The sequence below is a fragment of the Geodermatophilus sp. SYSU D00696 genome (genome assembly GCF_054050235.1).
Genome location: NZ_JBJGYY010000032.1, coordinates 13,419 through 36,698 on the forward strand (window position 1 = coordinate 13,419; position 23,280 = coordinate 36,698).

The window sequence follows — 23,280 nt, forward strand, 5'->3', positions numbered from 1 at the left end:
CCTCCCGCACGGCCGGCGGTGAGGGAGGACGCCGCACGATCAGGTCACCTGATCGTGCGCGGGCCTCACTCGACGGTGACGCTCTTGGCCAGGTTGCGCGGCTGGTCGACGTCGAAGCCGCGGGTGTCGGCGATCTCGCAGGCGAGGATCTGCAGCGGCACGGTGGTGACCACGGGGGCCAGCAGGGTCGGCGTCCGCGGCACCCGGATGAGGTGGTCGGCGTAGGGGACGACGTCGTCGTCGCCCTCCTCGGCGATGACGATCGTGCGCGCGCCGCGGGCCCGGACCTCCTGGATGTTGGAGACGACCTTGCCGTGCAGCAGGCTGCGCCCGCGCGGCGACGGCGCGATGACCACCACCGGGGTGCCCTCGTCGACCACCGCGATCGGGCCGTGCTTGAGCTCGCCGGCGGCGAACCCCTCGGCGTGGATGTAGGCGAGCTCCTTGAGCTTGAGCGCCCCCTCCAGCGCCACGGGGAAGCCCACGTGCCGGCCGAGGAACAGGATCGTGCCGGCGTCGGCCAGCGACCGGCCGAGCTCGCGCACCGGCTCCATCTGGGTGAGCACCTGCGCGACGGCCTCGGGCAGCTTCTGCAGCTCGTGCACGATCGCGGCGACCTCGTCGGCGTACTTGATGCCGCGCACCTGGGCCAGGAACAGCCCGACGAGGTAGCAGGCGACGATCTGGGCCAGGAAGCTCTTGGTCGAGGCGACGGCGATCTCCGGGCCGGCGTGCGTGTAGAGCACGGCGTCGGACTCGCGCGGGATCGTCGAGCCGTTGACGTTGCAGATGGCCAGGACGCGGGCCTTCTGGTCCTTGGCGTGCCGCAGCGCCATGAGGGTGTCCATCGTCTCGCCGGACTGGCTGATGACGACGACCAGCGTCGAGCGGTCCAGGACCGGGTCGCGGTACCGGAACTCGCTGGCGACCTCGACCTCGACCGGGATGCGGGTCCAGTGCTCGATGGCGTACTTGGCGATCAGCCCGGCGTGGTAGCTGGTGCCGCAGGAGACGACGAAGACCTTGTCGATGTCGCGCAGGTCCTGGTCGGACAGCCGGACCTCGTCGAGCACGAGCTCGCCGTCGTCGCCGAGCCGGCCGAGGAGGGTGTCGGCGACGGCCTGCGGCTGCTCGGCGATCTCCTTGAGCATGAACCAGTCGTGGCCGCCCTTCTCCGCGGCGGCCGCGTCCCAGTCGACGGTGTAGGCCACCGGCTCGGCGGGGGCGCCGTCGAAGTCGGTGACGCTCACCCCACGGGTGCGGTCGATCTCCACGACCTGGTCCTGCCCGAGCTCGCGCGCCTCGCGGGTGTGCGCGATGAAGGCCGCGACGTCGGAGCCGAGGAAGTACTCGCCGTCGCCGACGCCGACCACCAGCGGGCTGTTGCGGCGGGAGGCGACCAGCGTGTCGGGCTCGTCGGCGTGCGCGGCGACCAGCGTGAAGGCGCCCTCCAGCCGGCGGGAGACGGCGCGCAGCGCCTCGGCCAGCCGGCCGGGGCCGGCGGGCAGGTCGCGGTAGACGGCGGCCAGCAGGTGGGCGACGACCTCGGTGTCGGTCTCGGAGCGGAACTCCACCCCGGTGGCCTCGCACTCGGCGCGCAGCGCCGCGAAGTTCTCGATGATCCCGTTGTGGATCACGGCCACCCGCCCGTCGGCGGACAGGTGCGGGTGGGCGTTGCGGTCGGTGGGCCCACCGTGGGTGGCCCACCGGGTGTGCCCGATGCCGATCGTCGACTCCGGCAGCGGCCCGTCGGCCAGCACCTTCTCGAGGTTGGCGAGCTTGCCCGCCTTCTTGGCCGCGGCCAGCTCACCGGAGTCGGGGCCGCCCACCCGGACGGCCACGCCCGCGGAGTCGTATCCGCGGTACTCCAGCCGCCGCAGGCCCTCGAGGACGACGTCGAGGGCGTTCTTCGGGCCGACGTATCCGACGATGCCGCACATGTGGACCGAGGGTACCGGCGGTGGTGGACCGATCCGTCCCTCCGAGGTGTGAGACCGGCCGGCCGCCCCAGCCGTCCCACGGGCACCGACACCTGACACGCGGCCCGGCCAGGGACCCCGGCTCAGCCGACGGCGACGACGACCCCCGCCAGGCGTTGGGCGATCCCGTCGGCCTGCTCCTGGGTGGGCGCCTCGACCATCACGCGCACCAGCTGCTCGGTGCCCGACGGGCGCAGCAGCACCCGGCCGTCGTCGCCGAGCTCCTCCTCGGCGGCGTTGACCGCGGCGGCCACGGTGTCGCTCTCGACGACGGCGATGCGGTCGCGGACCGGCACGTTGACCAGGGTCTGTGGCAGCCGCTGCACCACCGAGGCGAGCTCGGCCAGCGAGGCCCCGGTGGCCGACATGCGCGAGAGCAGCGCCAGCCCCGTGAGCAGGCCGTCGCCGGTGGTGGCGTGGTCGAGGAAGACCAGGTGGCCGCTCTGCTCACCGCCGAGGGAGAGCCCGCGGGCGCGCAGGGCCTCCAGCACGTAGCGGTCACCGACGGCGGTGGTGTGCACCGCGATGCCGGCGTCGCGCATCGTGTGGTGGAAGCCGAGGTTGCTCATCACGGTGGCGACGACGGTGTCCGCCGCCAGCGCCCCGCGCTCCTTGAGGCCGAGCGCGCAGACGGCGAGGATCGCGTCGCCGTCGACGACCTCGCCCGCGGCGGTGACGGCCAGGCAGCGGTCGGCGTCGCCGTCGTGGGCGATGCCGAGGTCGGCGCCGGTCGCCCGGACCGCCTCGGTGAGCGGACCGAGGTGGGTGGACCCGACGCCGTCGTTGGTGTTCCAGCCGTCGGGCTCGCCGCCGATGACGGTGACGTCGGCGCCGGCCCGGCGGTAGACGTCGGGGGCGCAGGTGGCGGCCGAACCGTGCGCGCAGTCGACGACCAGGCGCAGCCCGGAGACCGGGGACGGCAGCGTCGAGAGCAGGTGCGCGGCGTAGTCGGCGGCGCCGCCGGGCAGGTCGCGGACCCGGCCGATGTCGGCCCCCGAGGGCCGGTGCCCGGCCGTGTCGCCGGCCAGGACGGTCGACTCGATGGCCGCCTCGACCGCGTCGGGCAGCTTGTGACCGCCGCGGCTGAACAGCTTGATGCCGTTGTCGGGCATCGGGTTGTGGCTCGCCGAGATCATGACGCCGAGGTCGGCGCCGGTCTCGGCGGTGAGGAAGGCGACGGCCGGCGTCGGGAGCACGCCCACGCGCAGCACCTCGGCGCCGGCGCTGGCCAGGCCCGCGACCACGGCGGCCTCGAGCATCTCCCCGCTGGCACGGGGGTCGCGGCCGACGACCGCGACGGGACGCGAGGTCCCGTCGCGGTCAGCGAGCACACCGGCGGCCGCACGGGCCACCGAGAGGGCCAACTCCGGCGTGAGGTCGGCGTTGGCCCGACCCCGGACGCCGTCGGTCCCGAAGAGGCGACCCACGGCGGTGCCGGTCAGCGCTTCGAGTACTGAGGCGCCTTGCGGGCCTTCTTGAGGCCGTACTTCTTGCGCTCCTTGACCCGCGCGTCGCGGGTGAGGAAGCCGGCCTTCTTCAGCGCGGGACGGTCCTCGGCCTCGACCTCGATGAGGGCGCGGGCGATGGCCAGCCGCAGCGCGCCGGCCTGGCCGGTGACGCCGCCACCCTTGAGGATGCCGACGACGTCGTACTGCTCGGCCTTCTCGAGGGTCACGAACGGCTCACGGATGAGCTGCTGGTGGACCTTGTTCGGGAAGTACTGCTCGAGGGTGCGGCCGTTGAGGCGGAACTGGCCGGTGCCCGGCACGAGCCGCACGCGGACGATCGCCTCCTTGCGCCGGCCGACGGTCTGCACCGGACGCCCCTCGGCGTCGGTCACGGTCGGAGCCGCGGTCATGGGCGTGGTCACTGGGCCACCTGCTTGATCTCGAAGGTCTGGGGCTGCTGGGCGGCGTGCGGGTGCTCGGGACCCGCGTACACCTTCAGCTTCTTGATCATCTGCCGGCCGAGGCTGTTGTGCGGCAGCATGCCCTTGACGGCGCGCTCGACGACCCGGTCGGGGTGCGTGCGGATCTGGTCGCCGACGTTGATCGCCCGCAGGCCGCCGGGGTAGCCCGAGTGCCGGTAGGCGGTCTTCTGGTCCCGCTTGGAGCCGGTCAGGGCGACCTTGCCGGCGTTCACGACGACGACGAAGTCGCCGACGTCCACGTGCGGGGCGAACTGGGGCTTGTGCTTGCCGCGCAGCAGGGTCGCGATCTGGCTGGCGAGTCGACCGAGCACCACGTCGGTGGCGTCGATGACGTGCCAGGCGCGGTCGACCTCGCCGGGCTTGGGTGAGTACGTGCGCACGGCGCTCGTGTCCTCCGTCGTCGTCGGGGCGGCTGGTGGGATCGCCTCACCGAGCACGGGAGACGGAGCGGCGCGCGCGCACCAGCCGGCGGCCGCGCACCAGCCGACCACGATACCAGCGGCCCGCAGGGCCGCCGCGACGTGCCGGAACGGCCCCGGGTGACGTGCCGGAACGGCCCCTGGTGACGTGCTGGAACGGCCCCGTCCAGAGGCTCGCCCCGAACGTGCGAGGGGTGAGGAGGACGGGGTCCTCCGACTTCAACCGTCGATCAGGTCCCGCTGGGCCGGCAGCAGCCGGTCCATCGCCGCGACGTCATCGGCCGCCGCCAGGCCCAGGACGTCGACGCTGGCCAGGTGGCTGCCGTAGCCGACGTAGCAGCGCTGGTAGAAGCCGTCCGCCGACTCGAACCAGAAGCACGGCGCCTCGGGGATGGAGGGCAGGGTGAAGGGCGTGCCGCCGAACTCGGCCTGCTCCAGCTCGGCGAAGGCCGTGTACACGGTGTTGGTCTGCTCCGACGACGGGAAGGCGTACAGCGCCACGGCGTAGCTGAGGTCGGCCTCGTCGGCCTGCTTGGAGTAGAAGCCGCGGAAGCCGTTGGCGGTGAGCAGGTCGCGCTCGCGGACCGGGTCGATGGCCAGGCGCAGGTAGCCCTCGAGGTCGTAGGGACCGGAGAAGTCGGTGGGGTCCCCCGGCGGGTCCAGGGTGAGCTGCTGGAGCCCGTCGGGGTCGACCGGCAGCGAGGGCACCTGGTCCTGCGGGGTGGGCGCGAAGCCCTGCAGCAGCCCCACCTGGTCGGTGAGGAGCCGGCCCACCTCGTCGGGTCCGCGGCCGGCGCCGGTGACGTGGAAGGCGTAGGCCAGCATCCGGCCGACCGGCACGAACGCCTGGACGAGGTCCTCCCCGCCGTCCTCCTGCAGCACCACCTCGCCGTCGAGGCCGGGCACCTCGACGGGCGCGTAGCCCGCGGCGACCTGGTCCTCCGCGAGCTCAGCCGCCGCCCGCCGCGCCGACTCGGGGTCGGACAGCTCGGCCACCATCGTCAGCGTGCTGCGTCCGTCGGCGGGGTCGGTGTTGCACTGGCCCCAGGCGGTGACGAAGCCCCAGCGGTCGAGGACCGCCCCGGCCGTCCCGGTGCCGAAGTAGGCCTCGTCCAGCGCGGCCGCGTCGCTCCAGGGGCCCGACGGGAAGCAGGTGTCGGTCCGCTCGGGGAAGGTGACCTGCACCAGGGAGGTCACCGACGCGATCCGGTGCGACTCCACCAGCGTGCCGACGCCGGGCCGGGGCGCGGGGGTGACGTCGGCCGGCGGCTGCGCCGGCGTCGTCTCCGCGGGCGGCTCGCTCGTCGAGGGCGGTGCGCTCGCCAGCGGCGTCGCCGTCCCGCTCACCGTGCTCGTGCACCCCGCCAGCAGCACCCCGGCCACCAGGGCGACCGCCGTCCCGCGTCCCCGTGTCCCCGTCACGGGCGCGGAGGATAGGGGCGGCGACGGCCCCGGTGGTGCGTCCTGCGCCTGCCGGGCGGATCTCAGTCGATGCGGCGGAGCCGTCCGGTCGACACGTCGTAGACGGTGCCGCAGATCTCCTTCGACAGCAGGAACGGGCTCTCCCGCAGCAGCCGGATCGACTCGCGGACGTCCTCGTCGACGTCGGTGAACGCCCGCGCCGGCCACGGCGGGCGGGCACCGGTGGCCCGCTCGACGAGGTCGGCGAAGGAGGCGTCGTCGGTCTTCTGCAGGCCGCAGTCGGTGTGGTGGACCAGCACGATCTCGCGGGTCCCGAGCAGGTGCTGGGAGATGGTCAGCGAGCGGATCGTGTCGTCGGTGACCACGCCGCCGGCGTTGCGGATGACGTGCGCGTCACCGACGGCCAGACCCAGAAGCGGGAACAGCGGCATCCGGGAGTCCATGCAGGCGACGACGGCGACCTTGCGCGCCGGCGCCACGGGCAACTCGCCGCCGAAGTCCCGGGCCCACTGCTCGTTGGCGACCAGCATGCGCTCGTACTCGGCCACGTGGCGCTCCTCTCGTGTCAGGCATGGGAAGCTCTCCGCACGTCTGGGGCGCGCGGACGTGGGGAGAGCTTCCTATGCCTCGGCCACGCGTTCGCGGGCGACCTGTGCGGCGAGTGCGTCCGCGGTGAGTGCCGGCCGGCCACCGAGCCGCTGCACCGTCAGCGTCCCCGCCGCCGAGGCCGCCCGCGCCGCCCCGGTCGGGGAGGCGCCGTCGAGCAGCGCGGCGGTCAGCGCCGCGACGAAGGCGTCCCCGCCGCCGGTCGGGTCGACGGGCTCGGTGTCCGACAGCGGCACCCGGACCACGCCGTCGGGCGGCCAGTCCGCACCCCGGCCCACCGGCGGGCGACCGCCCCGCCAGGCCACCACCTCACCGTCGTCACCGGCTGACAGCGCGACCAGGCGGGGCCCGGCCGCCACGAGCTCGCGGGCCGCGGCGCGGACGTCGTCGACCCCGCCGAGGGCCCGGCCGACCAGCAGCCCCGCCTCCTGCGCGTCGGCGCGCAGGACGGTGGCGCGGTCCAGCAGCGCGGCGCGGGTGGCATCGTCGGCCGGCGCGCCGTCGGCGACGACGAGCGCGTCGGGGCGGGCCAGCCGCAGCGCCGCGCGCACCGCCTCCCCCGGCTGCTGCAGCTGCAGGGACAGCGCCCGGCAGCCGGTCACCGCGCCGGCGGCCGCGGCGACGTCGTCGGCGGTCAGCAGCACGCCGTCGGGCACGTCCTCGAGCAGCCGGCGGCGGCCGCCGTCCTCCACGACGTCGACGAGCAGCGCGGTCGCCACCCGGGCACGCCGGGTCACGCAGCCGACGTCGATGCCGTCCGCCCGCGCCGCGGCGGTCACGTCGGCGCCCGCGGTGTCGTCGCCCACCACACCCACCAGCGCCACGGTCACGCCGAGCTGGGCCAGCGCCACGGCCTGGTTCGCGCCCTTCCCGCCGAGGACCTCCCGCCGCTCGGCGACGTCCGCCGAACCGCCGGCCTCCGGCAGTCCACCGACCCGCAGGACGAGGTCCCGCCCGACCTGTCCCAGGACCACGACGCCGGTCACGCCCCCACGCTCCCCGCGACGCCCGGGGCCCGCCAGCCGGGCGGGGGCCCATCGGCCAGGATGGCCGGGTGCGCACGGTCGAGGAACACCAGGCGGCGGTGGCCGCCCTGCTCGCCCCCCTCGGGGAGGAGGAGGTGCCGCTGGCCGCGGCGCACGGCCGCGTGCTCGCCCGTGACGTGACCGCCGGCGTGCCGCTGCCCGGCTTCGACAACTCGGCGATGGACGGCTACGCCGCGCGCTCGGCTGAGCTCGCCGGCCTGCCCGTCCGGCTGCCGGTCGCCGACGACGTCCCCGCCGGCCGCACCGACGTCGTACCGCTCCGCGCCGGGACGGTGCAGCGGATCATGACCGGCGCGCTGCTGCCGCCGGGTGCCGACGTGGTCGTGCCGGTGGAGCTGACCGACGCGGCCACCGACGTCGTCGAGATCCGCGACGCACCCGCCGCCGGCACCCACCTGCGCCGGGCCGGGGAGGACATCACCGCGGGCACCGTCGCGCTGGAGGCCGGGAGCCCGCTGGGAGCCGCCCAGCTCGGGCTGGCCGCCGCCGTGGGCGCGCGGACGCTGTGGGTGCGCCGCCGGCCGCGGGTGCTGGTGCTCTCCACCGGCAGCGAGCTGGTCGAGCCGGGTGAGCCGCTGCTGCCCGGGCAGGTGTACGAATCCAACTCGCTGCTGCTGTGCGCGGCAGTCGAGGACGCCGGCGGCACCGCGCGGCGGCTGCACTTCGTGCCCGACGACGTCGGCCAGTTCCTCGGTACCGTGCGCGCCGAGCTCGCCGACGCCGACCTGCTGGTCACCAGCGGCGGCGTGAGCGCCGGGGCCTACGAGGTGGTCAAGGACGCGTTCGGCACGCTGGGCACCGTCGAGTTCGTCAAGGTGGCCATGCAGCCGGGCGGCCCGCAGGGCGCGGGCACCGTCGACGGCGTGCCCGTGGTGACCCTCCCCGGCAACCCGGTGAGCTCGTTCGTGTCCTTCGAGGTCTTCGTGCGGCCGGCGCTGCGCCGAGCGCTCGGCCACGCCGCGCCGGGCCGGCTGCGGGCGCCCGCGGAGCTCACCGCGCCGCTGCGCTCCCCCGCCGGGCGCCGCCAGTTCCTCCGCGGCCGTTACGACGCCGGCCGCGTCTCCCAGGTCGGCGGGCCCGGCTCGCACCTGGTCGCCCACCTCGCCCGCGCCAACTGCCTGGTCGTCGTGCCCGAGGACGTCACCGAGCTGCCCGCGGGCGCCGCGGTCGACGTCGTCCTGATCGAAGGAGCGCTCCAGTGACCGAGCTGACCCACGTCGACGAGACCGGCGCCGCGCGCATGGTCGACGTCTCCGCCAAGCCGGTCACCGCCCGCGAGGCGACCGCGGCCGGGCGGGTGCTGGTCAGTCCCGAGGTGGTCGCGCTGCTGCGGGGCGAGGGCGTGCCCAAGGGAGACGCCGTCGCGGTCGCCCGGATCGCCGGCATCGCCGGGGCCAAGCGGACGCCGGACCTCGTGCCGCTGTGCCACCCGATCGCGCTGCACGGTGTGACCGTGGACGTCACGGTGGCCGACGACGCCGTCGAGATCACGGCCACCGCGCGCACCGCCGACCGGACCGGCGTGGAGATGGAGGCGCTGACCTCGGTCGCCGTCGCCGGGCTGACCGTCATCGACATGGTCAAGGCCGTGGACCCGCGGGCGTCGATCACCGACGTCCGGCTGCTGGCGAAGTCCGGCGGCAAGAGCGGGGAGTGGCGGCGGTGACCCTCCCCGAGGGCGCGCGGGCGGTCGTGGTCACCGCGTCCAACCGCGCGTCGGCCGGCGTCTACGAGGACCGCAGCGGACAGGCGCTGGCCGAGGGGCTGCGGGAGCTCGGGTTCGCCGTGGACGGGCCGCACGTGCGCCCCGACGACGTCGACGCGCTGGCCGCCGTCCTCCGCGAGGCGGTCGCGTCCGGGGCCGACGTCGTCCTCACCACCGGCGGCACCGGCCTGTCGCCCACCGACGTCACGCCCGAGGCGACCCGCGCGGTGGTCGAGAGGGAGGCGCCGGGGCTGGCCGAGGCGGTGCGCCGCTACGGCGAGGGGAACGTGCCCACGTCCGTGCTCTCGCGCGGGATCGCCGGCACCGCGGCGCGGACGCTGATCGTGAACCTGCCCGGGTCCACCGGCGGGGTGCGGGACGGGCTGGCCGTCCTCGGCCCGCTGCTCCCCCACGTGGTCAGCCAGCTCCGCGGCGGCGACCACCCGCGGCCCTGACCCGGCGCGGCGAGGGTGTGCGCCGGCGCCGCGTTCCCGGCAGCAGCACCCGGCGTGGGCGCACACGCTCGTGGTCAGTCGGGCAGGACGAGGCGGTCCTGGCGGGTGTAGACGTTGCAGCCGTCGCCGCGGAGGAAGCCGACCAGCGTGATGCCGACGTCGGCGGCCAGCTCCACCGCGAGCGACGACGGCGCCGACACCGCGGCCAGCACCGGGATCCCGGCCATCGCCGCCTTCTGCGTCAGCTCGAAGCTCGCCCGCCCGCTGACCATCAGCACGTGCCCGGCCAGCGGCAGCCGGCCCTCGCGCACCGCGTCGCCGACGACCTTGTCCACGGCGTTGTGCCGGCCGACGTCCTCGCGCAGCGCCACGAGCTCCCCGTCGGCGGTGAACAGCCCGGCGGCGTGCAGCCCGCCGGTCTTGCTGAACACCTCCTGCGCGGCCCGCAACCGGTCGGGCATCGCCAGGAGCGTGGCCAGCTCCAGCCGGGTGGCGTCGGCGGCGACGTCGTGGCGGGTGCGGGTGCGGATGGCGTCGATGCTCGCCTTGCCGCACACCCCGCACGAGCTCGACGTGAGGAAGGTGCGGTCCAGCGCGGTGGCGGGCGGCTCGACGCCGGCCACCAGGTCGACGTCGACGACGTTGTAGGTGTTGCGGCCCTCGTCGTCGACGGAGTTGCAGTACCGCAGGCCGGCGACGTCCTCGACGCCGGCGATGACCCCCTCCGTGGCGAGGAAACCGTGCACGAGGTCGAAGTCGGCGCCCGGCGTGCGCATCGTGACCGCCAGCGGCGTGCCGTCGAGCCGGATCTCCAGCGGCTCCTCCGCGGCCACCGTGTCGGGTCGGGTGGTGCGCACGGGGCCCCGGATGCGCAGCACGGGCGTGCGGCTGGTGACTCGTCCCACGACCGGGACGGTACCCACGCGCGGCCCCTACGGTCGGTCCGTGACCGCACCGGCCCCGCTCCCGCCCTACGCGGCGGTCGTGCTCGCCGGCGGCCGCGCGGCCCGGCTGGGCGGGCGGGCCAAGCCGCAGCTGGAGGTCGGCGGGCGCACGATGCTGGCCGCCGTCCTCGACGCCGTCGCCGACGCCCAGCCGCGGGTCGTGGTCGGCCCGCCGCAGCCGGTGCCCGGTGACGTCGTGGTGGTGCGCGAGCGGCCGCCCGGCGGTGGCCCGGTCGCCGCGATGCGCGCCGGTCTGGCCGTCGTCGACACCGACGTCGTCGCCGTCCTCGCCGGCGACCTCCCCTTCGTGACGCACGCGCTCGTGCGCGATCTCCGCGAGCGGCTGACCGGCGACGGCGTCCTCGTCGTCGACGACGCCGGCCGCGACCAGTACCTGCTCGGCGTCTGGCGGACGGCCGCGCTGCGGCGGGCGCTCGCCGGCACCTCCGGCCCGCTGCCGGTCCGCCGGGTGGTCGCCTCGCTGACGGTCACCCGCCACCGGCCGGACCGGCGGCCCGGCACGCCACCTCCCTGGACCGACTGCGACACCCCTGCCGACCTCGCCCGCGCCCGCGCGGCCGCCGGGGAACTCGGCTGGGGATGACCGGGCGCTCCGGATAGGGTGCGCCATGCGCGTCGCCATCGCCGGTGCCCACGGCCAGGTCGCCCGCCGCCTCGGTCGCCTCCTGGCCGGCCGCGGGGACACCGTGGTCGGGATCGTCCGCAACCCCGACCACGCCGCCGACCTCGAGGCCGACGGCGTGACGCCGGTCGTGCTGGACCTGGAGTCCGCGTCGGTCGACGAGGTGGCCGACGCCGTCCGGGGAGCCGACGCCGTGGTGTTCGCCGCGGGTGCCGGACCGGGCAGCGGCGCGGCGCGCAAGCACACCGTCGACCACGCCGCCGCGGTGCTGCTGGCCGACGCCGCCGAGCGGGCCGGCGTGCGCCCCTACCTGCTGGTGTCCTCGATGGGAGTGGAGCAGGCCCGCCAGGGGACGCCGAAGGGCATGGACCCGGTGTTCGCCGCCTACCTGCAGGCCAAGCTGCGGGCCGAGGACGTGATCCTCCCGCGGCCGGCCCTCGACACGGTCGTCCTGCGGCCGGGCCGGCTCACCGACGACCCGGGCACCGGCCGGGTCACCCTGACCCACGGCGTCGAGTTCGGCGACGTCCCCCGCGACGACGTCGCGGCGGTCCTGCTGGCGCTGCTCGACGCCGGCAAGACCGACGAGGTCGTCGAGCTGGTCAGCGGGCCGACGCCGATCGAGGAGGCCGTCGCGGCGCTGCCGTGACTCAGCTGCGCAGGGCCCGGGTGAGCTGCGCGCGGGCCGCGAGGTCGGCGTCGGCCGGGTAGTCGACCCGCACCAGCGTCAGCCCTCCCGGCGGGGCGACCACGACCTCGTCCGCCCGCTTGCGGCGGGTCAGCAGGCCGGCCGGCCAGTCCGGGTCGCGGCGACCCTCACCGACGGCGAGCAGCGCACCGACGAGGCTGCGGACCATCGAGTGGCAGAACGCGTCGGCGGACGCCTCCACGGTCACTAGGTCGCCGTCGCGGGCCACTCCCAGCGCCAGCAGGGTGCGGATGGTGGTGGCGCCCTCGCGGCGGCGGCAGAAGGCGGCGAAGTCGTGCCGGCCGAGCAGCCGTGCGGCGGCGGCGGCCATGGCACCGGCGTCCAGGCGCCGTGGCCAGCTGACGGTGTCGGCCCGGCGCAGCGGCGACGGCCCGCCCTCGGCGTCGGTGAGCCGGTAGACGTAGTGCCGCGCCAGCGCGCCGAAGCGGGCGTCGAAGCCCGGCGGCGCCTCGGTGACGGCCGGGACGGCGACGTCGGGCGGCAGCACCCCGCGCAGTCGGCGGACCAGGCGCCCCGCCTGCTCGGTCCAGGCGGCGTGCGGCACGTCGGCGTGGGCCACCTGCCCGGTCGCGTGGACGCCGGTGTCGGTGCGACCGGCGACGGTCAGCTGCACGGGGGCCCGCAGGACCGTCGCCAGCCCGGTCTCGAGCTCGGCCTGCACGGTGCGCCGACCGGGCTGGCGGGCCCAGCCGGAGAATCCGGTGCCGTCGTAGGCGACGTCCAGGCGGAGACGGACGAGCCCGCCACCGGGAACGGTGGCGGGCTCGTCTGCGAGGTGGTCGCTCCTCAGCGGGGGTCGGGCGCGGACTCGCCGCCCGGCGCGAGGGTGCCGGAGGTGGCGGCGTCACCGAGCTCGGCGGCCTCCACCTCCGCGGCGGCCGCCCGGGCCACGTCGGGCGACAGCGTCGGGTCGTCGACGACGGCGGCGTTCTCCCGCTGCGGCTCCGGCCGGACGTTGCTCTCGTCCTGGCGGTCGCCGTCGGGGTTGTAGACGTCGGTGACGACCTGCTGGGCCTCGGGGTCGACGTCGCCGGAGGTCACGGCCGGCGAGGTGTCGCCACCGGGACCGGTGGTCTCACCGGCGAACGTGGCGCCCTGGTCGCCGCCGCTGGCGGGGACGCCGACGGCGCCGACGTTGCCGCCCTCGCCCGGACGCTCCTCCGTGGTCACCGGGTGCCGCCCGGGGCGTCGGCGTCGCCCGGGGTCTCGGTGTCGCCCGGGGACTCGGCGTCGGCGGCCACGGTGTCGGCGTCGGCCGGCTCCGCGTCGGCCTCGGCGGCCTCGACGGCCTCGACCTCGTCGGCGACCGCGGCGTCGGCGGCAGCGGCGTCGTCGGCAGCGGTGTCGTCGATGCTCACGGCAGCCGTGTCGTCGGCCGCGGTGTCGTCGGCGTCGGCGGTCTCGATCGCGTCGGCGGTGACCTCGCCGGAGGCGGCGGCCGCGCCGGCGCCGGAGGCGAACCGGGTGCCGCGCGCACGCTCGGCCTCACCGACGGCCTCCTGGGCCACGGTCAGGCCCTCGACGAGCTCGATGACCGCCATGGGCGCGTTGTCGCCCTTCCGCGGGCCGACCTTGGTGATCCGCGTGTAGCCGCCCGGCCGGTTCTCGAAGCGCGGGCCGATCTCGGCGAACAGGTGGTGGACGACGTCCTTGTCCCGGATGACCGTCATGACCTGGCGGCGCGCGTGCAGGTCGCCGCGCTTGGCGAAGGTCACCAGCTTCTCGGCGAACGGGCGCAGCCGCTTGGCCTTGGCCTCGGTGGTGGTGATCCGCCCGTGCTCGAACAGCGAGGTGGCCAGGTTGGCCAGCATCAGCCGCTCGTGCGAGGGGGACCCGCCGAGACGGGGGCCCTTGGTGGGGGTGGGCATGTCGGTCCTTCCTCAGGCGGCCGGGCGGGCGTTGCCGGCTGCTTCCGGGTGGTGCTGTCGTCTGTGCTCAGTGTGGCGGGCCGGGAGCCCACGGCCGGGCGGTGGGGTACCCACCGCCCGGCCGGTGCAGCGTCAGAGCTGCTCGGTCTCCTGGTAGGAGCCGTCGTCGTACTGGACCTGCCCGTACTCGGTGCCGTACTCGCCGGTGCCGTGGTAGGCGTCGGTCTCGTAGCCCTCGTCGTAGCTCTCCACCGAGGTGGGGATGAACCCGGGCGGGCTGTCCTTGAGCGCGAGGCCCATGGCCGCCAGCTTCATCTTGACCTCGTCGATCGACTTGGCCCCGAAGTTCCGGATGTCGAGCAGGTCGGCCTCGGAGCGGGTGACCAGCTCGCCGACGGTGTGCACGCCCTCGCGCTTGAGGCAGTTGTAGGACCGGACGGTGAGGTCCATGTCCTCGATCGGCATCGAGAAGTTGGCGATGTCGGCGGCCTCGGCCGGGCTGGGGCCGACCTCGATGCCCTCGGCGTCGACGTTCAGCTCGCGCAGCAGGCCGAACAGCTCGACCAGCGTGGAGCCGGCGGAGGCGATGGCGTCGCGCGGGGCGATCGACGGCTTGGTCTCGACGTCGACGACCAGGCGGTCGAAGTCGGTGCGCTGCTCGACGCGGGTGGCCTCGACGGCGTAGGTGACCTTGAGGACCGGCGAGTAGATCGAGTCGACCGGGATGCGGCCGATCTCCTGGCCGGGCTGCTTGTTCTGCGGGGCCGGCACGTAGCCGCGGCCGCGCTCGACGACCAGCTCGATCTCCAGCCGGCCCTTGCCGTTGAGCGTGGCGATGTGCAGGTCGGGGTTGTGCACCTCGACACCGGCCGGGGGCGCGATGTCGGCGGCGGTGACCTCGCCGGGGCCCTGCTTGCGCAGGTACATGGTCACCGGCTCGTCGGAGTCGGAGCTGACCACGAGGCCCTTGAGGTTGAGGATGATCTCGGTGACGTCCTCCTTGACCCCGGGCACGGTGGTGAACTCGTGCAGGGTGCCCTCGATCCGGATGCTGGTCACGGCAGCACCGGGGATCGACGACAGGAGGGTGCGGCGCAGCGAGTTGCCGAGGGTGTAGCCGAAACCGGGCTCCAGCGGCTCGATGACGAACCGCGAGCGCTGCTCGGTGAGGGTCTCCTCGGTCAGCGTCGGACGCTGGGCGATGAGCATGGGTGTTCTCCTCTGTGACCTCCGGCGCCCGCCATATGACGCCGTGAGGGAGTGGTGCTGGCCCCGGCGGACATCCGTCCGCCCGCCGGGGCCGGTACTGCAGGTGGTGCTGCGAGCCCTTACTTGGAGTAGAGCTCGACGATCAGCTGCTCCTGGACCGGGGTGTCGATCACCTGGCGGGCCGGGATGCTGTGGACGACGGCGCGCAGCTGGCCGCTGATGACCTCCAGCCACGGCGGCACGGGACGCTCGCCGGCGCGGGCCTGGGCGATCTCGAACGGCACCATCCGCCGCGACTTCTCGGCGACCTCGATGATGTCGTTGGCGCTCACCCGGTACGACGGGATGTCGACCTTGCGGCCGTTGACCCGGATGTGGCCGTGCTTGACCAGCTGGCGGGCCATGTCGCGGCTCTCGCCCCAGCCGGCCCGGTACACGACGTTGTCCAGGCGGGACTCGAGGATCTGCAGCAGGACCTCACCGGTCTTGCCCGTCTTGCGGTTGGCCTCCTCGTAGTAGCCGCGGAACTGCTTCTCGAGGACGCCGTAGATGCGGCGGGCCTTCTGCTTCTCGCGCAGCTGCAGGAGGTACTCGCTGTCCTTGCTGCGGCCCCGGCCGTGCTCGCCCGGCGGGTAGGGCCGGATCTCGATCGGGCACTTCGGGGACTCGCACTTGCTGCCCTTGAGGAACAGCTTCATCTTCTCGCGCCGGCACATCCGGCAGTCGGCTCCGGCGTAACGGGCCACGTCAGGTACTCCTCGTTCGTCTCGTCAGTGGCCGGTCAGACCCGGCGGCGCTTCTTGGGGCGGCAGCCGTTGTGCGGCTGCGGGGTCACGTCCTGGATCTGTCCGACCTCGAGGCCGGTCGCCTGCAGCGAGCGGATCGCCGTCTCGCGACCGGAGCCGGGGCCCTTCACGAAGACGTCGACCTTGCGCATGCCGTGCTCCTGGGCCTTGCGCGCGGCGTTCTCGGCGGCCATCTGGGCGGCGAACGGCGTCGACTTGCGCGAGCCCTTGAAGCCGACGTGGCCGGCCGAGGCCCAGCTGATCACGTTCCCGTTGGGGTCGGTGATGGACACGATCGTGTTGTTGAACGTGCTCTTGATGTGCGCGGCGCCGTGGGCGACGTTCTTCTTCTCCTTGCGGCGGACCTTCTTGGCCCCAGCCGCGGCGCGAGCCCTGGGAGGCATCTCTCTCCGGTTTCCTTCTGATCAGTGGCCAGTTAGAGCGCGTCGCGCACCGCCGCTCCCGCCCTCACGGGTCGCTGCGACGGCGCGCGGACACACTTACTTCTTGCCGGCCTTCTTCTTGCCGGCGATGGTCTTGCGCGGGCCCTTGCTCGAGCGCGCGTTGGTGCGGGTGCGCTGACCGTGCACGGGCAGCCCACGACGGTGGCGCAGGCCCTGGTAGCAGCCGATCTCCACCTTGCGGCGGATGTCGGCGGCCACCTCGCGGCGCAGGTCACCCTCGACGCGGAAGTGCTCGTCGATGTAGTCGCGCAGCTTCAGCAGGTCCTCGTCGCCGAGGTCCCGGACGCGCAGGTCGGGGCTGACGCCCGTCGCGGCCAGGGTCTCCTTGGCGTGGGCCTTGCCGATGCCGTAGATGTAGGTGAGCGCGATCTCCATCCGCTTCTCGCGGGGCAGGTCGACGCCGGCCAGTCGTGCCATGTCTCAGGTACTCCCTCAGCCCTGCCGCTGCTTGTGGCGGGCGTTGTCGCAGATGACCATGACCCGGCCGTGCCGGCGGATCACCTTGCACTTGTCGCAGATCTTCTTCACCGACGGCTGGACCTTCACCGTTGCCGCCCCTCATTCCTGTCGATCGATGGCCGCCCGCGCGGCACCCTCGGGTGCCCCGCGCCGGCGGCGGTCACTTGTAGCGGTAGACGATGCGACCGCGGGTCAGGTCGTAGGGCGAGAGCTCCACGACGACGCGGTCCTCCGGCAGGATGCGGATGTAGTGCTGGCGCATCTTGCCGCTGATGTGGGCGAGCACCCGGTGCCCGTTCTGCAGCTCGACCCGGAACATCGCGTTGGGCAGCGGCTCGACGACGCGACCCTCGACCTCGATGGCCCCGTCCTTCTTCGCCATGCCCGACACGGCCTCCCTGACTCGGTGGTGCTGGTGGATGTGGTGCTGGAGTCGCGGACGACCACGCCGGGGCCCGGCGGTCGTACGCGGTGGTTGCAGACCAGGTGGTGCAGGCGCTCCCGCGAGGGCGTCCCGCGCCGTGCGGCCACAGCACGACGACAGGACGGCGCGAACGCCGTCGTTCACTGTACCCCGCTGCGACGGGCCTCTCCAACCCGGCCTCTGTCACAACGGAAGGCCCCGGGTGGCCCCGTCGCAGGGTCCCACCACGAGCTCGCGAGTGGTGGGGGGCGAGGGGGCCCTTGCTCAGGTGCGGGGGGTGATCCCGAAGGGGGCCAGCCCCGCGACGCCGCCGTCCTCCGCCGTCAGGACCCAGGGCCCCTCGGGGGTGATGGCGACGGTGTGCTCGAAGTGGGCGGCCCGGGAGCCGTCCTTGGTGACCACGGTCCAGCCGTCCTCGAGTTCGACGGTGGCGGGGTCGCCCACCGTCACCATCGGCTCGATCGCCAGCGCGAGACCGGGCACCAGCCGGGGGCCGCGGCCGGGCCGGCCGTAGTTGAGGACGTGCGGGTCCTGGTGCATCTCGGTGCCGATCCCGTGGCCGCCGTAGTGGTCGACGATGCCGTAGGGGTGTGACTCCGCGGTGATGGCCTGCTCGACGGCGGCGCTGATGTCGGTGAGCCGGCCACCGGCGACCGCCCGGGCCAGGCCTGCCCACATGCTGCGCTCGGTGACGGCGATGAGGGCGGCGTCCTCGGCCGAGGGCGGGCCGACCGTGACGGTGACGGCCGAGTCGCCGTGCCAGCCGTCGAGGATGGCGCCGCAGTCGATCGAGATGTTGTCGCCCTCGGCGAGCACCCGCTGCGGGTCCGGGATGCCGTGCACGACCTCGTCGTTGATCGACGCGCAGATGCTGCCGGTGAAGCCGTGGTAGCCCAGGAACGACGGGACCGCCCCGGCCGACCGGATGGTGTCCTCGGCGATGGCGTCGAGCTCACCGGTCGTCACGCCGGGACGGACGGCGGCGCGCACGGCGCCGATCGCCTTCGCGACGACGAGGCCGGCGCCGCGCATCAGCTCGATCTCCTGCGGCGTCTTGATCTGGATCATGCGTCCACTCCACTTCGCCAACAGCGGGAGGCGGCTCAGGATCCCGGCCGACATGCGCGGCGCCGTCCCCTCAGCTGTCGTCTGACCGTCCGGGCTGCCCGAGGGCGGTCATCACGCGGTCGGTGACCTCCTCGATGGTGCCGATCGCGTCGATGCGCGACAGCAGCCCCTCGCCGTCGTAGAACCCCGAGAGCGGCGCGGTCTGTTCCCGGTAGACCTCCAGCCGGTGCCGGACGGTCTCGGGCCTGTCGTCGTCGCGCTGCACCCACTCGCCGTCGACGAGCATCCGCCGGCCGGAGAGCCGGCGGACGAGCTCCTCCTCCTCGACGACGAGCTCGAGGACGCGGTCGAGGTGGTGCCCCAGCTCGGCCAGCGAGCTGCGCAGCTGCTCGGCCTGGGCGATGGTGCGCGGGAACCCGTCGAGCAGGAAGCCGGCCTTGGCGTCGGGCTCGGCCAGCCGGTCCTTGACCATGGCGACGGTGATCTCGTCGGGGACCAGGTCGCCGGCGTCCATGTAGACCTTGGCCTTGCGGCCCAGCTCGGTCCGGCCGCTGACGTTGGCGCGGAAGATGTCGCCGGTCGAGATGGCCGGCACGCCGAGCCGTCCCGCGATGATCTGCGCCTGCGTCCCCTTGCCGGCTCCAGGGGGACCGAGCAGCACGACGCGCACTACTTCAGGAACCCTTCGTAGTTGCGCTGGTTGAGCTGGGTCTCGATCTGCTTCACCGTCTCCAAGCCCACTCCCACCATGATCAGCACCGCGGTCCCGCCGAACGGGAAGTTCTGGTTCGCTCCCTGCTGCGTGATCGACAGGAAGAAGTTGGGCAGCACCGCCACGATGCCGAGGTAGATCGACCCCGGCAGGGTGATCCGGGAGAGCACGTACTGCAGGTACTCGGCCGTGGGCCGGCCGGGGCGGATGCCGGGGATGAAGCCGCCGTAGCGCTTCATGTCGTCGGCCCGCTCCTCGGGGTTGAACGTGATCGACACGTAGAAGTACGTGAAGAAGACGATCAGGCCGAAGTACAGCGCCACGTGCACCGGGCTGCTCTGGTCGATGACGTAGTTCTCGAAGAACTGCCGCACCGGCCCGGTCTCGTCGCCCTGCAGCTGGGTGATCAGCTGCGGCAGGTAGAGCAGCGACGAGGCGAAGATGACCGGGATGACACCGGCCTGGTTGACCTTCAGCGGGAGGTAGGTCGACGTCCCGCCGTACATCCGGCGGCCGACCATGCGCTTGGCGTACTGGACCGGGATGCGCCGTTGCGCCTGCTCGACGTAGACGACCGCACCGATGATCAGCAGGGCGAAGGCGCAGACGACGGTGAAGACGACGCCGCCGCGGGTCTGCAGGATCGCGCCGCCCTCGGCCGGGATGCGGGCCGCGATCGAGGTGAAGATCAGCACGGACATGCCGTTGCCGATCCCCTTCTCGGTGAGCAGCTCGCCGAGCCACATGATGACGGCGGTGCCGGCGGTCAGCGTGATGACCAGGATGACCGTCGTCCAGATGCTCTGCGACGGGATGATCTCCTGCTGGCAACCGGGGAACAGCTGGCCGCTGCGGGCCAGCGCGATGATGCCGGTGCTCTGCAGGACCGCGAGGGCGATCGTGAGGTAGCGGGTGTACTGGGTCAGCTTCTGCTGCCCCGACTGCCCTTCCTTCTTCAGCTGCTCGAAGCGCGGGATCACCACGACCAGCAGCTGCACGATGATGCTGGCGGTGATGTAGGGCATGATCCCCAGCGCGAAGATCGACAGCCGCAGCAGCGCCCCGCCGGAGAACAGGTTCACCAGCGAGTAGACGTCGCGCTGGTCGGAGGCCTGCGCCTGCTCGAGGCAGCTGTTGATCGCCTCCACCGAGACCCCGGGACCCGGGATCGCGGCCCCCAGCCGGTACACGGCGATGATCGCCAGGGAGAACAGCAACTTGCGCCGGAGGTCTGGCGTCCGGAACGCCGCGGCGAACGCCTGCAGCACGTGCCCTCCCCTTATCGGTCGGACGAGGTTAGCAACGACGGAGGACCTTCCCTGCCCCCACCACTCGCGGACGCGCGGCGGGGGGCCCGGAGAGAGGCCGCAACCCGCCCGCCGGAGGGCGGACGGGCCGGGAACAGCAGACGACCCCCGGGGCTGGTGGTGCGGCCCCGGGGGTCGTCCGTCGCTCAGATGCGGGTGGTGCTGCCCCCGGCCGCGGCGATCTTCTCCGCCGCGGAGGCGGAGAAGGCGTGCGCGTGCACGGTGACCCGGACGCCGCCCAGGTCGCCGGTGCCGAGGACCTTCACCGGCTGGCCGCGGCGGACCGCGCCGGCGGTGGCGAGCGAGTCGGGGTCGACGTGCCCGCCCTCGGGGAACAGGGACGCGATCCGGTCGAGGTTGACGACCTGGAACACGACCTTGTTGCGGTTCTTGAAGCCGGACATCTTGGGCAGCCGCATGTGCAGCGGCGTCTGACCGCCCTCGAAGCGCGCGGAGGTGGTGCCGCGCGCGCCGGTGCCCTTGGTGCCGCGACCGGCCGTCTTCCCCTTGGAGCCCTCACCACGGCCGACTCGCGTCTTGGGGGTGTGGGCGCCCGGGGCCGGACGCAGGTGGTGGACCTTGAGAGTCATGATCAGTCCCTGCTCAGATCTCTTCGACGGTGACGAGGTGCGTCACCGTGGCGACCATCCCGCGGATCTCGGGACGGTCCTCCTGCACGACCGTGTCGTTGACCCGCTTGAGGCCCAGGGACCGCAGCGTCTGCCGCTGGTTGGGCTTCGTGCCGATCGCCGACCGGACCTGGGTGACCTTGAGCTGCGCCACGTCAGACCCCCTGACCCGCACGCGCCCGCAGCATGGCGGCTGGGGCGACGTCCTCGAGGGGCAGCCCGCGACGGGCGGCGATCTCCTCGGGCCGGACGAGGTCCTTCAGCGCCTGCATGGTGGCGTGCACGATGTTGATGGGGTTCGACGAGCCCAGGCTCTTCGAGAGCACGTCGTGGATCCCCGCGCACTCGAGCACGGCGCGCACCGGGCCACCGGCGATGACACCGGTACCGGGGCTGGCCGGCTTGAGGAGCACGACACCGGCCGCCGCCTCCCCCTGCACCGGGTGCGGGATGGTGCTGGCGATCCGCGGCACCTTGTAGAAGTGCTTCTTGGCCTCCTCGACGCCCTTGGCGATCGCCGCGGGCACCTCCTTGGCCTTGCCGTAGCCGACACCCACGGTGCCGTCGCCGTCGCCGACGATCACCAGCGCGGTGAAGCTGAAGCGCCGGCCGCCCTTGACGACCTTGGACACGCGGTTGATGGCCACCACGCGCTCGATGTAGTTGCTCTTCTCGGCAGGCGCGCCGCCGGGCCCCCGCCCGCCGTCACGACGGTCGCGGCGGTCGTTGCCGCCGCCGGCGCCGCCGCCGCGTCGCTGTGGTCCTGGCATCAGACGTCCCTCTCGATCTGCTCGTAGGCGGTGCTGCTCATCAGAAGTCCAGCCCGCCCTCTCGTGCGCCGTCGGCGAGCGCGGCGATACGGCCCTGGTAGCGGTTGCCACCGCGGTCGAAGACGACCCGGGTGATGCCCGCGGCCTGGGCGCGCTCGGCGACCAGGGTGCCGACCCGGCGGGCCAGGGCGGACTTGTCGCCCTCGGCGCCGCGCAGGCTGGCGTCCAGCGTCGAGGCGCTCACCAGGGTACGGCCGACGGTGTCGTCGACGACCTGCACATGGATGTGCCGCGAGCTGCGGTTGACCACCAGGCGCGGACGCTCGGCCGTGCCGGCGACCCGCTTGCGGAGCCGGTTGTGGCGGCGCAGCCGCGAGACGCGGCGGCGCGTGCTGATGTCGGTGCCGACGGGCGAGTGCACCCGAGCGGCCTTCTCGGTCTGTGCCATCACTTACCCGTCTTCCCGACCTTGCGCTTGACGACCTCGCCCTGGTAGCGGACGCCCTTGCCCTTGTACGGGTCCGGCCGGCGCAGCTTGCGGATGTTGGCGGCCACCTGGCCGACCTGCTGCTTGTCGATGCCGGTGACGCGCAGGCGCGTGGGCGACTCGACCGTGAAGGTGATGCCCTCCGGCGCCCGCACGGGCACCGGGTGGCTGAAGCCGAGGGCGAACTCGAGGTCGCTCCCCCGGGCCTGGACGCGGTACCCGACGCCGACGATCTCGAGGGTCTTGGTGTAGCCCTCGGTGACGCCGGTGATCATGTTGGCGATCAGCGTGCGGGACAGGCCGTGCAGGGCCTTGCTCTCGCGCTGGTCGTCGGGACGGCTCACCGCCAGGGTGCCGTCCTCGCCCTTGGCGACGGTGATCGGCGCGGCGACGGTGTGCGACAGGCTGCCCTTGGGGCCCTTGACGTTGACCGTCTGGCCGTCGATGGCGACGTCCACACCACCGGGCACCGGAATCGGCAGTCGTCCGATCCGTGACATCTCGCTCGCTCCTCTTACCAGACGTAGGCGAGGACTTCCCCGCCCACGCCCTTCTTGGTCGCCTGCCGGTCGGTCAGCAGCCCGGTCGAGGTGGAGATGATCGCCACCCCGAGGCCGCCGAGCACCTTGGGCAGGGCGTTGGACTTCGCGTAGACCCGCAGGCCCGGCTTGGACACCCGGCGCACCCCGGCGATGCTGCGCTCGCGGTTGGGGCCGAACTTCAGGTCGATCACCAGCTCCTTGCGGGTGGCGCCGTCCTTCTCGACCTCCTCGACGCGCCAGCCGGCGATGTAGCCCTCCTGCTGGAGGATCTCGGCGATGTGCGTCTTGAGCTTCGACGACGGCATGCGCGCCGAGTCGTGGTAGGCCGTGTTCGCGTTGCGCAGCCGCGTGAGCATGTCCGCGATCGGGTCGGTCATCGTCATGGGTGTCGTGCCTCTCTCGCCGCGGTTCCTCACGCGTCCCTCGCGTGGGCCTCTCGGCGAACGGTGGAGCTGGGGCCGCCCCGCGCGGTCAGCGCGCGGTGCGGGTACTGCGGACTACCAGCTGGACTTGCTCACGCCCGGCAGCTCGCCGGCGTGCGCCATCTCCCGCAGGCAGATCCGGCACAGGCCGAACTTGCGGAAGACCGAGTGCGGACGACCGCACCGCTGGCAGCGGGTGTAACCGCGGACCGCGAACTTCGGCTTGCGGGCCGCCTTGTTGATCAGCGCCTTCTTGGCCATCTCGGTGTCTCCTCG

The 23,280-nt window shown here is 73.6% G+C and carries 32 protein-coding genes; 5 read left to right on the plus strand and 27 right to left on the minus strand.

Features of this window, described 5'->3' with window-relative positions; genetic code table 11:
• Positions 1-65: 65 nt before the first annotated feature.
• The 7 genes from glmS to ACI79O_RS18275 all read right to left on the minus strand — a co-directional run bounded on the left by glmS (position 66) and on the right by ACI79O_RS18275 (position 7,342).
• The gene (gene glmS / locus ACI79O_RS18245) at positions 66-1,940 is read right to left on the minus strand and encodes a glutamine--fructose-6-phosphate transaminase (isomerizing) (RefSeq protein ID WP_456890249.1); all 1,875 of its coding nucleotides are present in this window, start codon (positions 1,938-1,940) and stop codon (positions 66-68) included.
• A 122-nt stretch (positions 1,941-2,062) separates the two neighbouring features.
• Positions 2,063-3,406, minus strand: coding sequence for a phosphoglucosamine mutase (glmM, locus tag ACI79O_RS18250; RefSeq protein WP_456890250.1), 1,344 nt, complete (start codon positions 3,404-3,406; stop codon positions 2,063-2,065).
• A gap of 11 nt (positions 3,407-3,417) precedes the next feature.
• Entirely contained in the window at positions 3,418-3,849 is a 432-nt protein-coding gene (rpsI, locus tag ACI79O_RS18255) for a 30S ribosomal protein S9 (protein WP_456874273.1), read from the minus strand.
• A complete protein-coding gene (gene rplM, locus ACI79O_RS18260) occupies positions 3,846-4,289 on the minus strand; it encodes a 50S ribosomal protein L13 (protein WP_456874274.1) in 444 nt (147 codons plus the stop codon). Before rplM ends, rpsI begins: the two co-directional genes overlap by 4 nt.
• Positions 4,290-4,547: 258 nt before the next feature.
• Positions 4,548-5,750: a DUF7373 family lipoprotein gene (locus ACI79O_RS18265; RefSeq protein WP_456914850.1), complete on the minus strand. Its 1,203-nt coding sequence runs from the start codon at positions 5,748-5,750 to the stop codon at positions 4,548-4,550.
• 62 nt (positions 5,751-5,812) lie between these two features.
• A complete protein-coding gene (locus ACI79O_RS18270; protein ID WP_456914851.1) occupies positions 5,813-6,298 on the minus strand; it encodes a beta-class carbonic anhydrase in 486 nt (161 codons plus the stop codon).
• Between the two features lie 72 nt (positions 6,299-6,370).
• Positions 6,371-7,342 carry a PfkB family carbohydrate kinase gene (locus ACI79O_RS18275; protein WP_456890256.1) on the minus strand — a complete coding sequence of 324 codons (972 nt, stop codon included), beginning with the start codon at positions 7,340-7,342 and terminating at the stop codon, positions 6,371-6,373.
• A gap of 68 nt (positions 7,343-7,410) precedes the next feature.
• Here ACI79O_RS18275 and moeA point away from each other — a divergent pair, with 68 nt between their 5' ends.
• From moeA to ACI79O_RS18290, 3 genes are read left to right on the plus strand one after another with little or no spacing between them, the layout of a single operon-like run.
• Positions 7,411-8,604 (plus strand): molybdopterin molybdotransferase MoeA, encoded by a 1,194-nt coding sequence (moeA, locus tag ACI79O_RS18280; RefSeq protein ID WP_456914852.1) that lies wholly within the window; start codon positions 7,411-7,413, stop codon positions 8,602-8,604.
• On the plus strand, positions 8,601-9,068 hold the full coding sequence (moaC, locus tag ACI79O_RS18285; RefSeq protein ID WP_456874279.1) for a cyclic pyranopterin monophosphate synthase MoaC: 468 nt from the start codon (positions 8,601-8,603) through the stop codon (positions 9,066-9,068). Before moeA ends, moaC begins: the two co-directional genes overlap by 4 nt.
• Positions 9,065-9,562 carry a MogA/MoaB family molybdenum cofactor biosynthesis protein gene (locus tag ACI79O_RS18290; RefSeq protein WP_456890260.1) on the plus strand — a complete coding sequence of 166 codons (498 nt, stop codon included), beginning with the start codon at positions 9,065-9,067 and terminating at the stop codon, positions 9,560-9,562. Before moaC ends, ACI79O_RS18290 begins: the two co-directional genes overlap by 4 nt.
• A 74-nt stretch (positions 9,563-9,636) precedes the next feature.
• On the opposite strand, the gene fdhD is transcribed toward ACI79O_RS18290, so the two are convergent.
• Positions 9,637-10,467, minus strand: coding sequence for a formate dehydrogenase accessory sulfurtransferase FdhD (fdhD, locus tag ACI79O_RS18295; RefSeq protein ID WP_456890262.1), 831 nt, complete (start codon positions 10,465-10,467; stop codon positions 9,637-9,639).
• A gap of 40 nt (positions 10,468-10,507) precedes the next feature.
• Here fdhD and mobA point away from each other — a divergent pair, with 40 nt between their 5' ends.
• Both mobA and ACI79O_RS18305 read left to right on the plus strand, forming a co-directional pair.
• On the plus strand, positions 10,508-11,110 hold the full coding sequence (gene mobA, locus ACI79O_RS18300) for a molybdenum cofactor guanylyltransferase (protein WP_456914853.1): 603 nt from the start codon (positions 10,508-10,510) through the stop codon (positions 11,108-11,110).
• Positions 11,111-11,135: 25 nt separating this feature from the next.
• Positions 11,136-11,798: an NAD(P)-binding oxidoreductase gene (locus tag ACI79O_RS18305; RefSeq protein WP_456874283.1), complete on the plus strand. Its 663-nt coding sequence runs from the start codon at positions 11,136-11,138 to the stop codon at positions 11,796-11,798.
• 1 nt (position 11,799) lies between these two features.
• On the opposite strand, the gene truA is transcribed toward ACI79O_RS18305, so the two are convergent.
• From truA to ACI79O_RS18400, 19 genes are all read right to left on the minus strand, one after another.
• Entirely contained in the window at positions 11,800-12,648 is an 849-nt protein-coding gene (gene truA / locus ACI79O_RS18310) for a tRNA pseudouridine(38-40) synthase TruA (RefSeq protein ID WP_456914861.1), read from the minus strand.
• On the minus strand, positions 12,645-13,028 hold the full coding sequence (locus ACI79O_RS18315) for a hypothetical protein (protein WP_456914854.1): 384 nt from the start codon (positions 13,026-13,028) through the stop codon (positions 12,645-12,647). Before ACI79O_RS18315 ends, truA begins: the two co-directional genes overlap by 4 nt.
• The gene (gene rplQ, locus ACI79O_RS18320; RefSeq protein ID WP_456890266.1) at positions 13,025-13,726 is read right to left on the minus strand and encodes a 50S ribosomal protein L17; all 702 of its coding nucleotides are present in this window, start codon (positions 13,724-13,726) and stop codon (positions 13,025-13,027) included. The genes ACI79O_RS18315 and rplQ overlap by 4 nt, the downstream gene beginning before the upstream one ends.
• Before the next feature lie 132 nt (positions 13,727-13,858).
• Entirely contained in the window at positions 13,859-14,935 is a 1,077-nt protein-coding gene (locus tag ACI79O_RS18325; protein WP_456874286.1) for a DNA-directed RNA polymerase subunit alpha, read from the minus strand.
• 119 nt (positions 14,936-15,054) lie between these two features.
• Complete coding sequence (rpsD, locus tag ACI79O_RS18330; RefSeq protein WP_456874287.1) at positions 15,055-15,681, minus strand: 30S ribosomal protein S4; 627 nt, start codon at positions 15,679-15,681, stop codon at positions 15,055-15,057.
• A gap of 35 nt (positions 15,682-15,716) precedes the next feature.
• Entirely contained in the window at positions 15,717-16,124 is a 408-nt protein-coding gene (rpsK, locus tag ACI79O_RS18335; RefSeq protein ID WP_014377968.1) for a 30S ribosomal protein S11, read from the minus strand.
• Positions 16,125-16,220: 96 nt separating this feature from the next.
• Complete coding sequence (gene rpsM / locus ACI79O_RS18340; protein WP_456874288.1) at positions 16,221-16,601, minus strand: 30S ribosomal protein S13; 381 nt, start codon at positions 16,599-16,601, stop codon at positions 16,221-16,223.
• Positions 16,602-16,616: 15 nt separating this feature from the next.
• On the minus strand, positions 16,617-16,730 hold the full coding sequence (rpmJ, locus tag ACI79O_RS18345) for a 50S ribosomal protein L36 (RefSeq protein WP_012950458.1): 114 nt from the start codon (positions 16,728-16,730) through the stop codon (positions 16,617-16,619).
• Between the two features lie 73 nt (positions 16,731-16,803).
• Positions 16,804-17,025, minus strand: a complete 222-nt coding sequence (infA, locus tag ACI79O_RS18350; RefSeq protein WP_012950459.1) for a translation initiation factor IF-1 — start codon at positions 17,023-17,025, stop codon at positions 16,804-16,806.
• Positions 17,026-17,331: 306 nt separating this feature from the next.
• The gene (gene map, locus ACI79O_RS18355) at positions 17,332-18,135 is read right to left on the minus strand and encodes a type I methionyl aminopeptidase (RefSeq protein ID WP_456874289.1); all 804 of its coding nucleotides are present in this window, start codon (positions 18,133-18,135) and stop codon (positions 17,332-17,334) included.
• Between the two features lie 70 nt (positions 18,136-18,205).
• The gene (locus tag ACI79O_RS18360; RefSeq protein WP_456914855.1) at positions 18,206-18,805 is read right to left on the minus strand and encodes an adenylate kinase; all 600 of its coding nucleotides are present in this window, start codon (positions 18,803-18,805) and stop codon (positions 18,206-18,208) included.
• On the minus strand, positions 18,805-20,115 hold the full coding sequence (gene secY, locus ACI79O_RS18365) for a preprotein translocase subunit SecY (RefSeq protein ID WP_456874291.1): 1,311 nt from the start codon (positions 20,113-20,115) through the stop codon (positions 18,805-18,807). Before secY ends, ACI79O_RS18360 begins: the two co-directional genes overlap by 1 nt.
• A 185-nt stretch (positions 20,116-20,300) precedes the next feature.
• Entirely contained in the window at positions 20,301-20,744 is a 444-nt protein-coding gene (gene rplO / locus ACI79O_RS18370) for a 50S ribosomal protein L15 (protein ID WP_456874292.1), read from the minus strand.
• 13 nt (positions 20,745-20,757) lie between these two features.
• Positions 20,758-20,937: a 50S ribosomal protein L30 gene (rpmD, locus tag ACI79O_RS18375; protein WP_456874293.1), complete on the minus strand. Its 180-nt coding sequence runs from the start codon at positions 20,935-20,937 to the stop codon at positions 20,758-20,760.
• A gap of 1 nt (position 20,938) precedes the next feature.
• Positions 20,939-21,553 carry a 30S ribosomal protein S5 gene (gene rpsE, locus ACI79O_RS18380; RefSeq protein WP_026857030.1) on the minus strand — a complete coding sequence of 205 codons (615 nt, stop codon included), beginning with the start codon at positions 21,551-21,553 and terminating at the stop codon, positions 20,939-20,941.
• Between the two features lie 40 nt (positions 21,554-21,593).
• The gene (gene rplR, locus ACI79O_RS18385; RefSeq protein ID WP_456874294.1) at positions 21,594-22,001 is read right to left on the minus strand and encodes a 50S ribosomal protein L18; all 408 of its coding nucleotides are present in this window, start codon (positions 21,999-22,001) and stop codon (positions 21,594-21,596) included.
• Complete coding sequence (gene rplF / locus ACI79O_RS18390; protein WP_456890270.1) at positions 22,001-22,540, minus strand: 50S ribosomal protein L6; 540 nt, start codon at positions 22,538-22,540, stop codon at positions 22,001-22,003. The genes rplR and rplF overlap by 1 nt, the downstream gene beginning before the upstream one ends.
• A 14-nt stretch (positions 22,541-22,554) precedes the next feature.
• Positions 22,555-22,959, minus strand: a complete 405-nt coding sequence (rpsH, locus tag ACI79O_RS18395; RefSeq protein ID WP_456890272.1) for a 30S ribosomal protein S8 — start codon at positions 22,957-22,959, stop codon at positions 22,555-22,557.
• Between the two features lie 120 nt (positions 22,960-23,079).
• The gene (locus ACI79O_RS18400) at positions 23,080-23,265 is read right to left on the minus strand and encodes a type Z 30S ribosomal protein S14 (RefSeq protein WP_012950469.1); all 186 of its coding nucleotides are present in this window, start codon (positions 23,263-23,265) and stop codon (positions 23,080-23,082) included.
• Positions 23,266-23,280 lie beyond the last annotated feature (15 nt).

Excerpts from the sequence above, each read along its gene's own strand:
- ACI79O_RS18325 (WP_456874286.1), bottom strand. The coding sequence starts at position 14,935 with ATGCTCATCGCCCAGCGTCCGACGCTGACCGAGGAGACCCTCACCGAG.
- glmS (WP_456890249.1), bottom strand. The coding sequence starts at position 1,940 with ATGTGCGGCATCGTCGGATACGTCGGCCCGAAGAACGCCCTCGACGTC.
- rpsM (WP_456874288.1), bottom strand. The coding sequence starts at position 16,601 with ATGGCACGACTGGCCGGCGTCGACCTGCCCCGCGAGAAGCGGATGGAG.
- ACI79O_RS18305 (WP_456874283.1), top strand. The coding sequence starts at position 11,136 with ATGCGCGTCGCCATCGCCGGTGCCCACGGCCAGGTCGCCCGCCGCCTC.
- infA (WP_012950459.1), bottom strand. The coding sequence starts at position 17,025 with ATGGCGAAGAAGGACGGGGCCATCGAGGTCGAGGGTCGCGTCGTCGAG.
- rplF (WP_456890270.1), bottom strand. The coding sequence starts at position 22,540 with ATGTCACGGATCGGACGACTGCCGATTCCGGTGCCCGGTGGTGTGGAC.
- ACI79O_RS18400 (WP_012950469.1), bottom strand. The coding sequence starts at position 23,265 with ATGGCCAAGAAGGCGCTGATCAACAAGGCGGCCCGCAAGCCGAAGTTC.
- rplQ (WP_456890266.1), bottom strand. The coding sequence starts at position 13,726 with ATGCCCACCCCCACCAAGGGCCCCCGTCTCGGCGGGTCCCCCTCGCAC.
- rpsK (WP_014377968.1), bottom strand. The coding sequence starts at position 16,124 with ATGCCTCCCAGGGCTCGCGCCGCGGCTGGGGCCAAGAAGGTCCGCCGC.
- rpsH (WP_456890272.1), bottom strand. The coding sequence starts at position 22,959 with ATGACCGACCCGATCGCGGACATGCTCACGCGGCTGCGCAACGCGAAC.
- map (WP_456874289.1), bottom strand. The coding sequence starts at position 18,135 with ATGATCCAGATCAAGACGCCGCAGGAGATCGAGCTGATGCGCGGCGCC.
- rpsE (WP_026857030.1), bottom strand. The coding sequence starts at position 21,553 with ATGCCAGGACCACAGCGACGCGGCGGCGGCGCCGGCGGCGGCAACGAC.
- rplR (WP_456874294.1), bottom strand. The coding sequence starts at position 22,001 with ATGGCACAGACCGAGAAGGCCGCTCGGGTGCACTCGCCCGTCGGCACC.
- rplO (WP_456874292.1), bottom strand. The coding sequence starts at position 20,744 with ATGACTCTCAAGGTCCACCACCTGCGTCCGGCCCCGGGCGCCCACACC.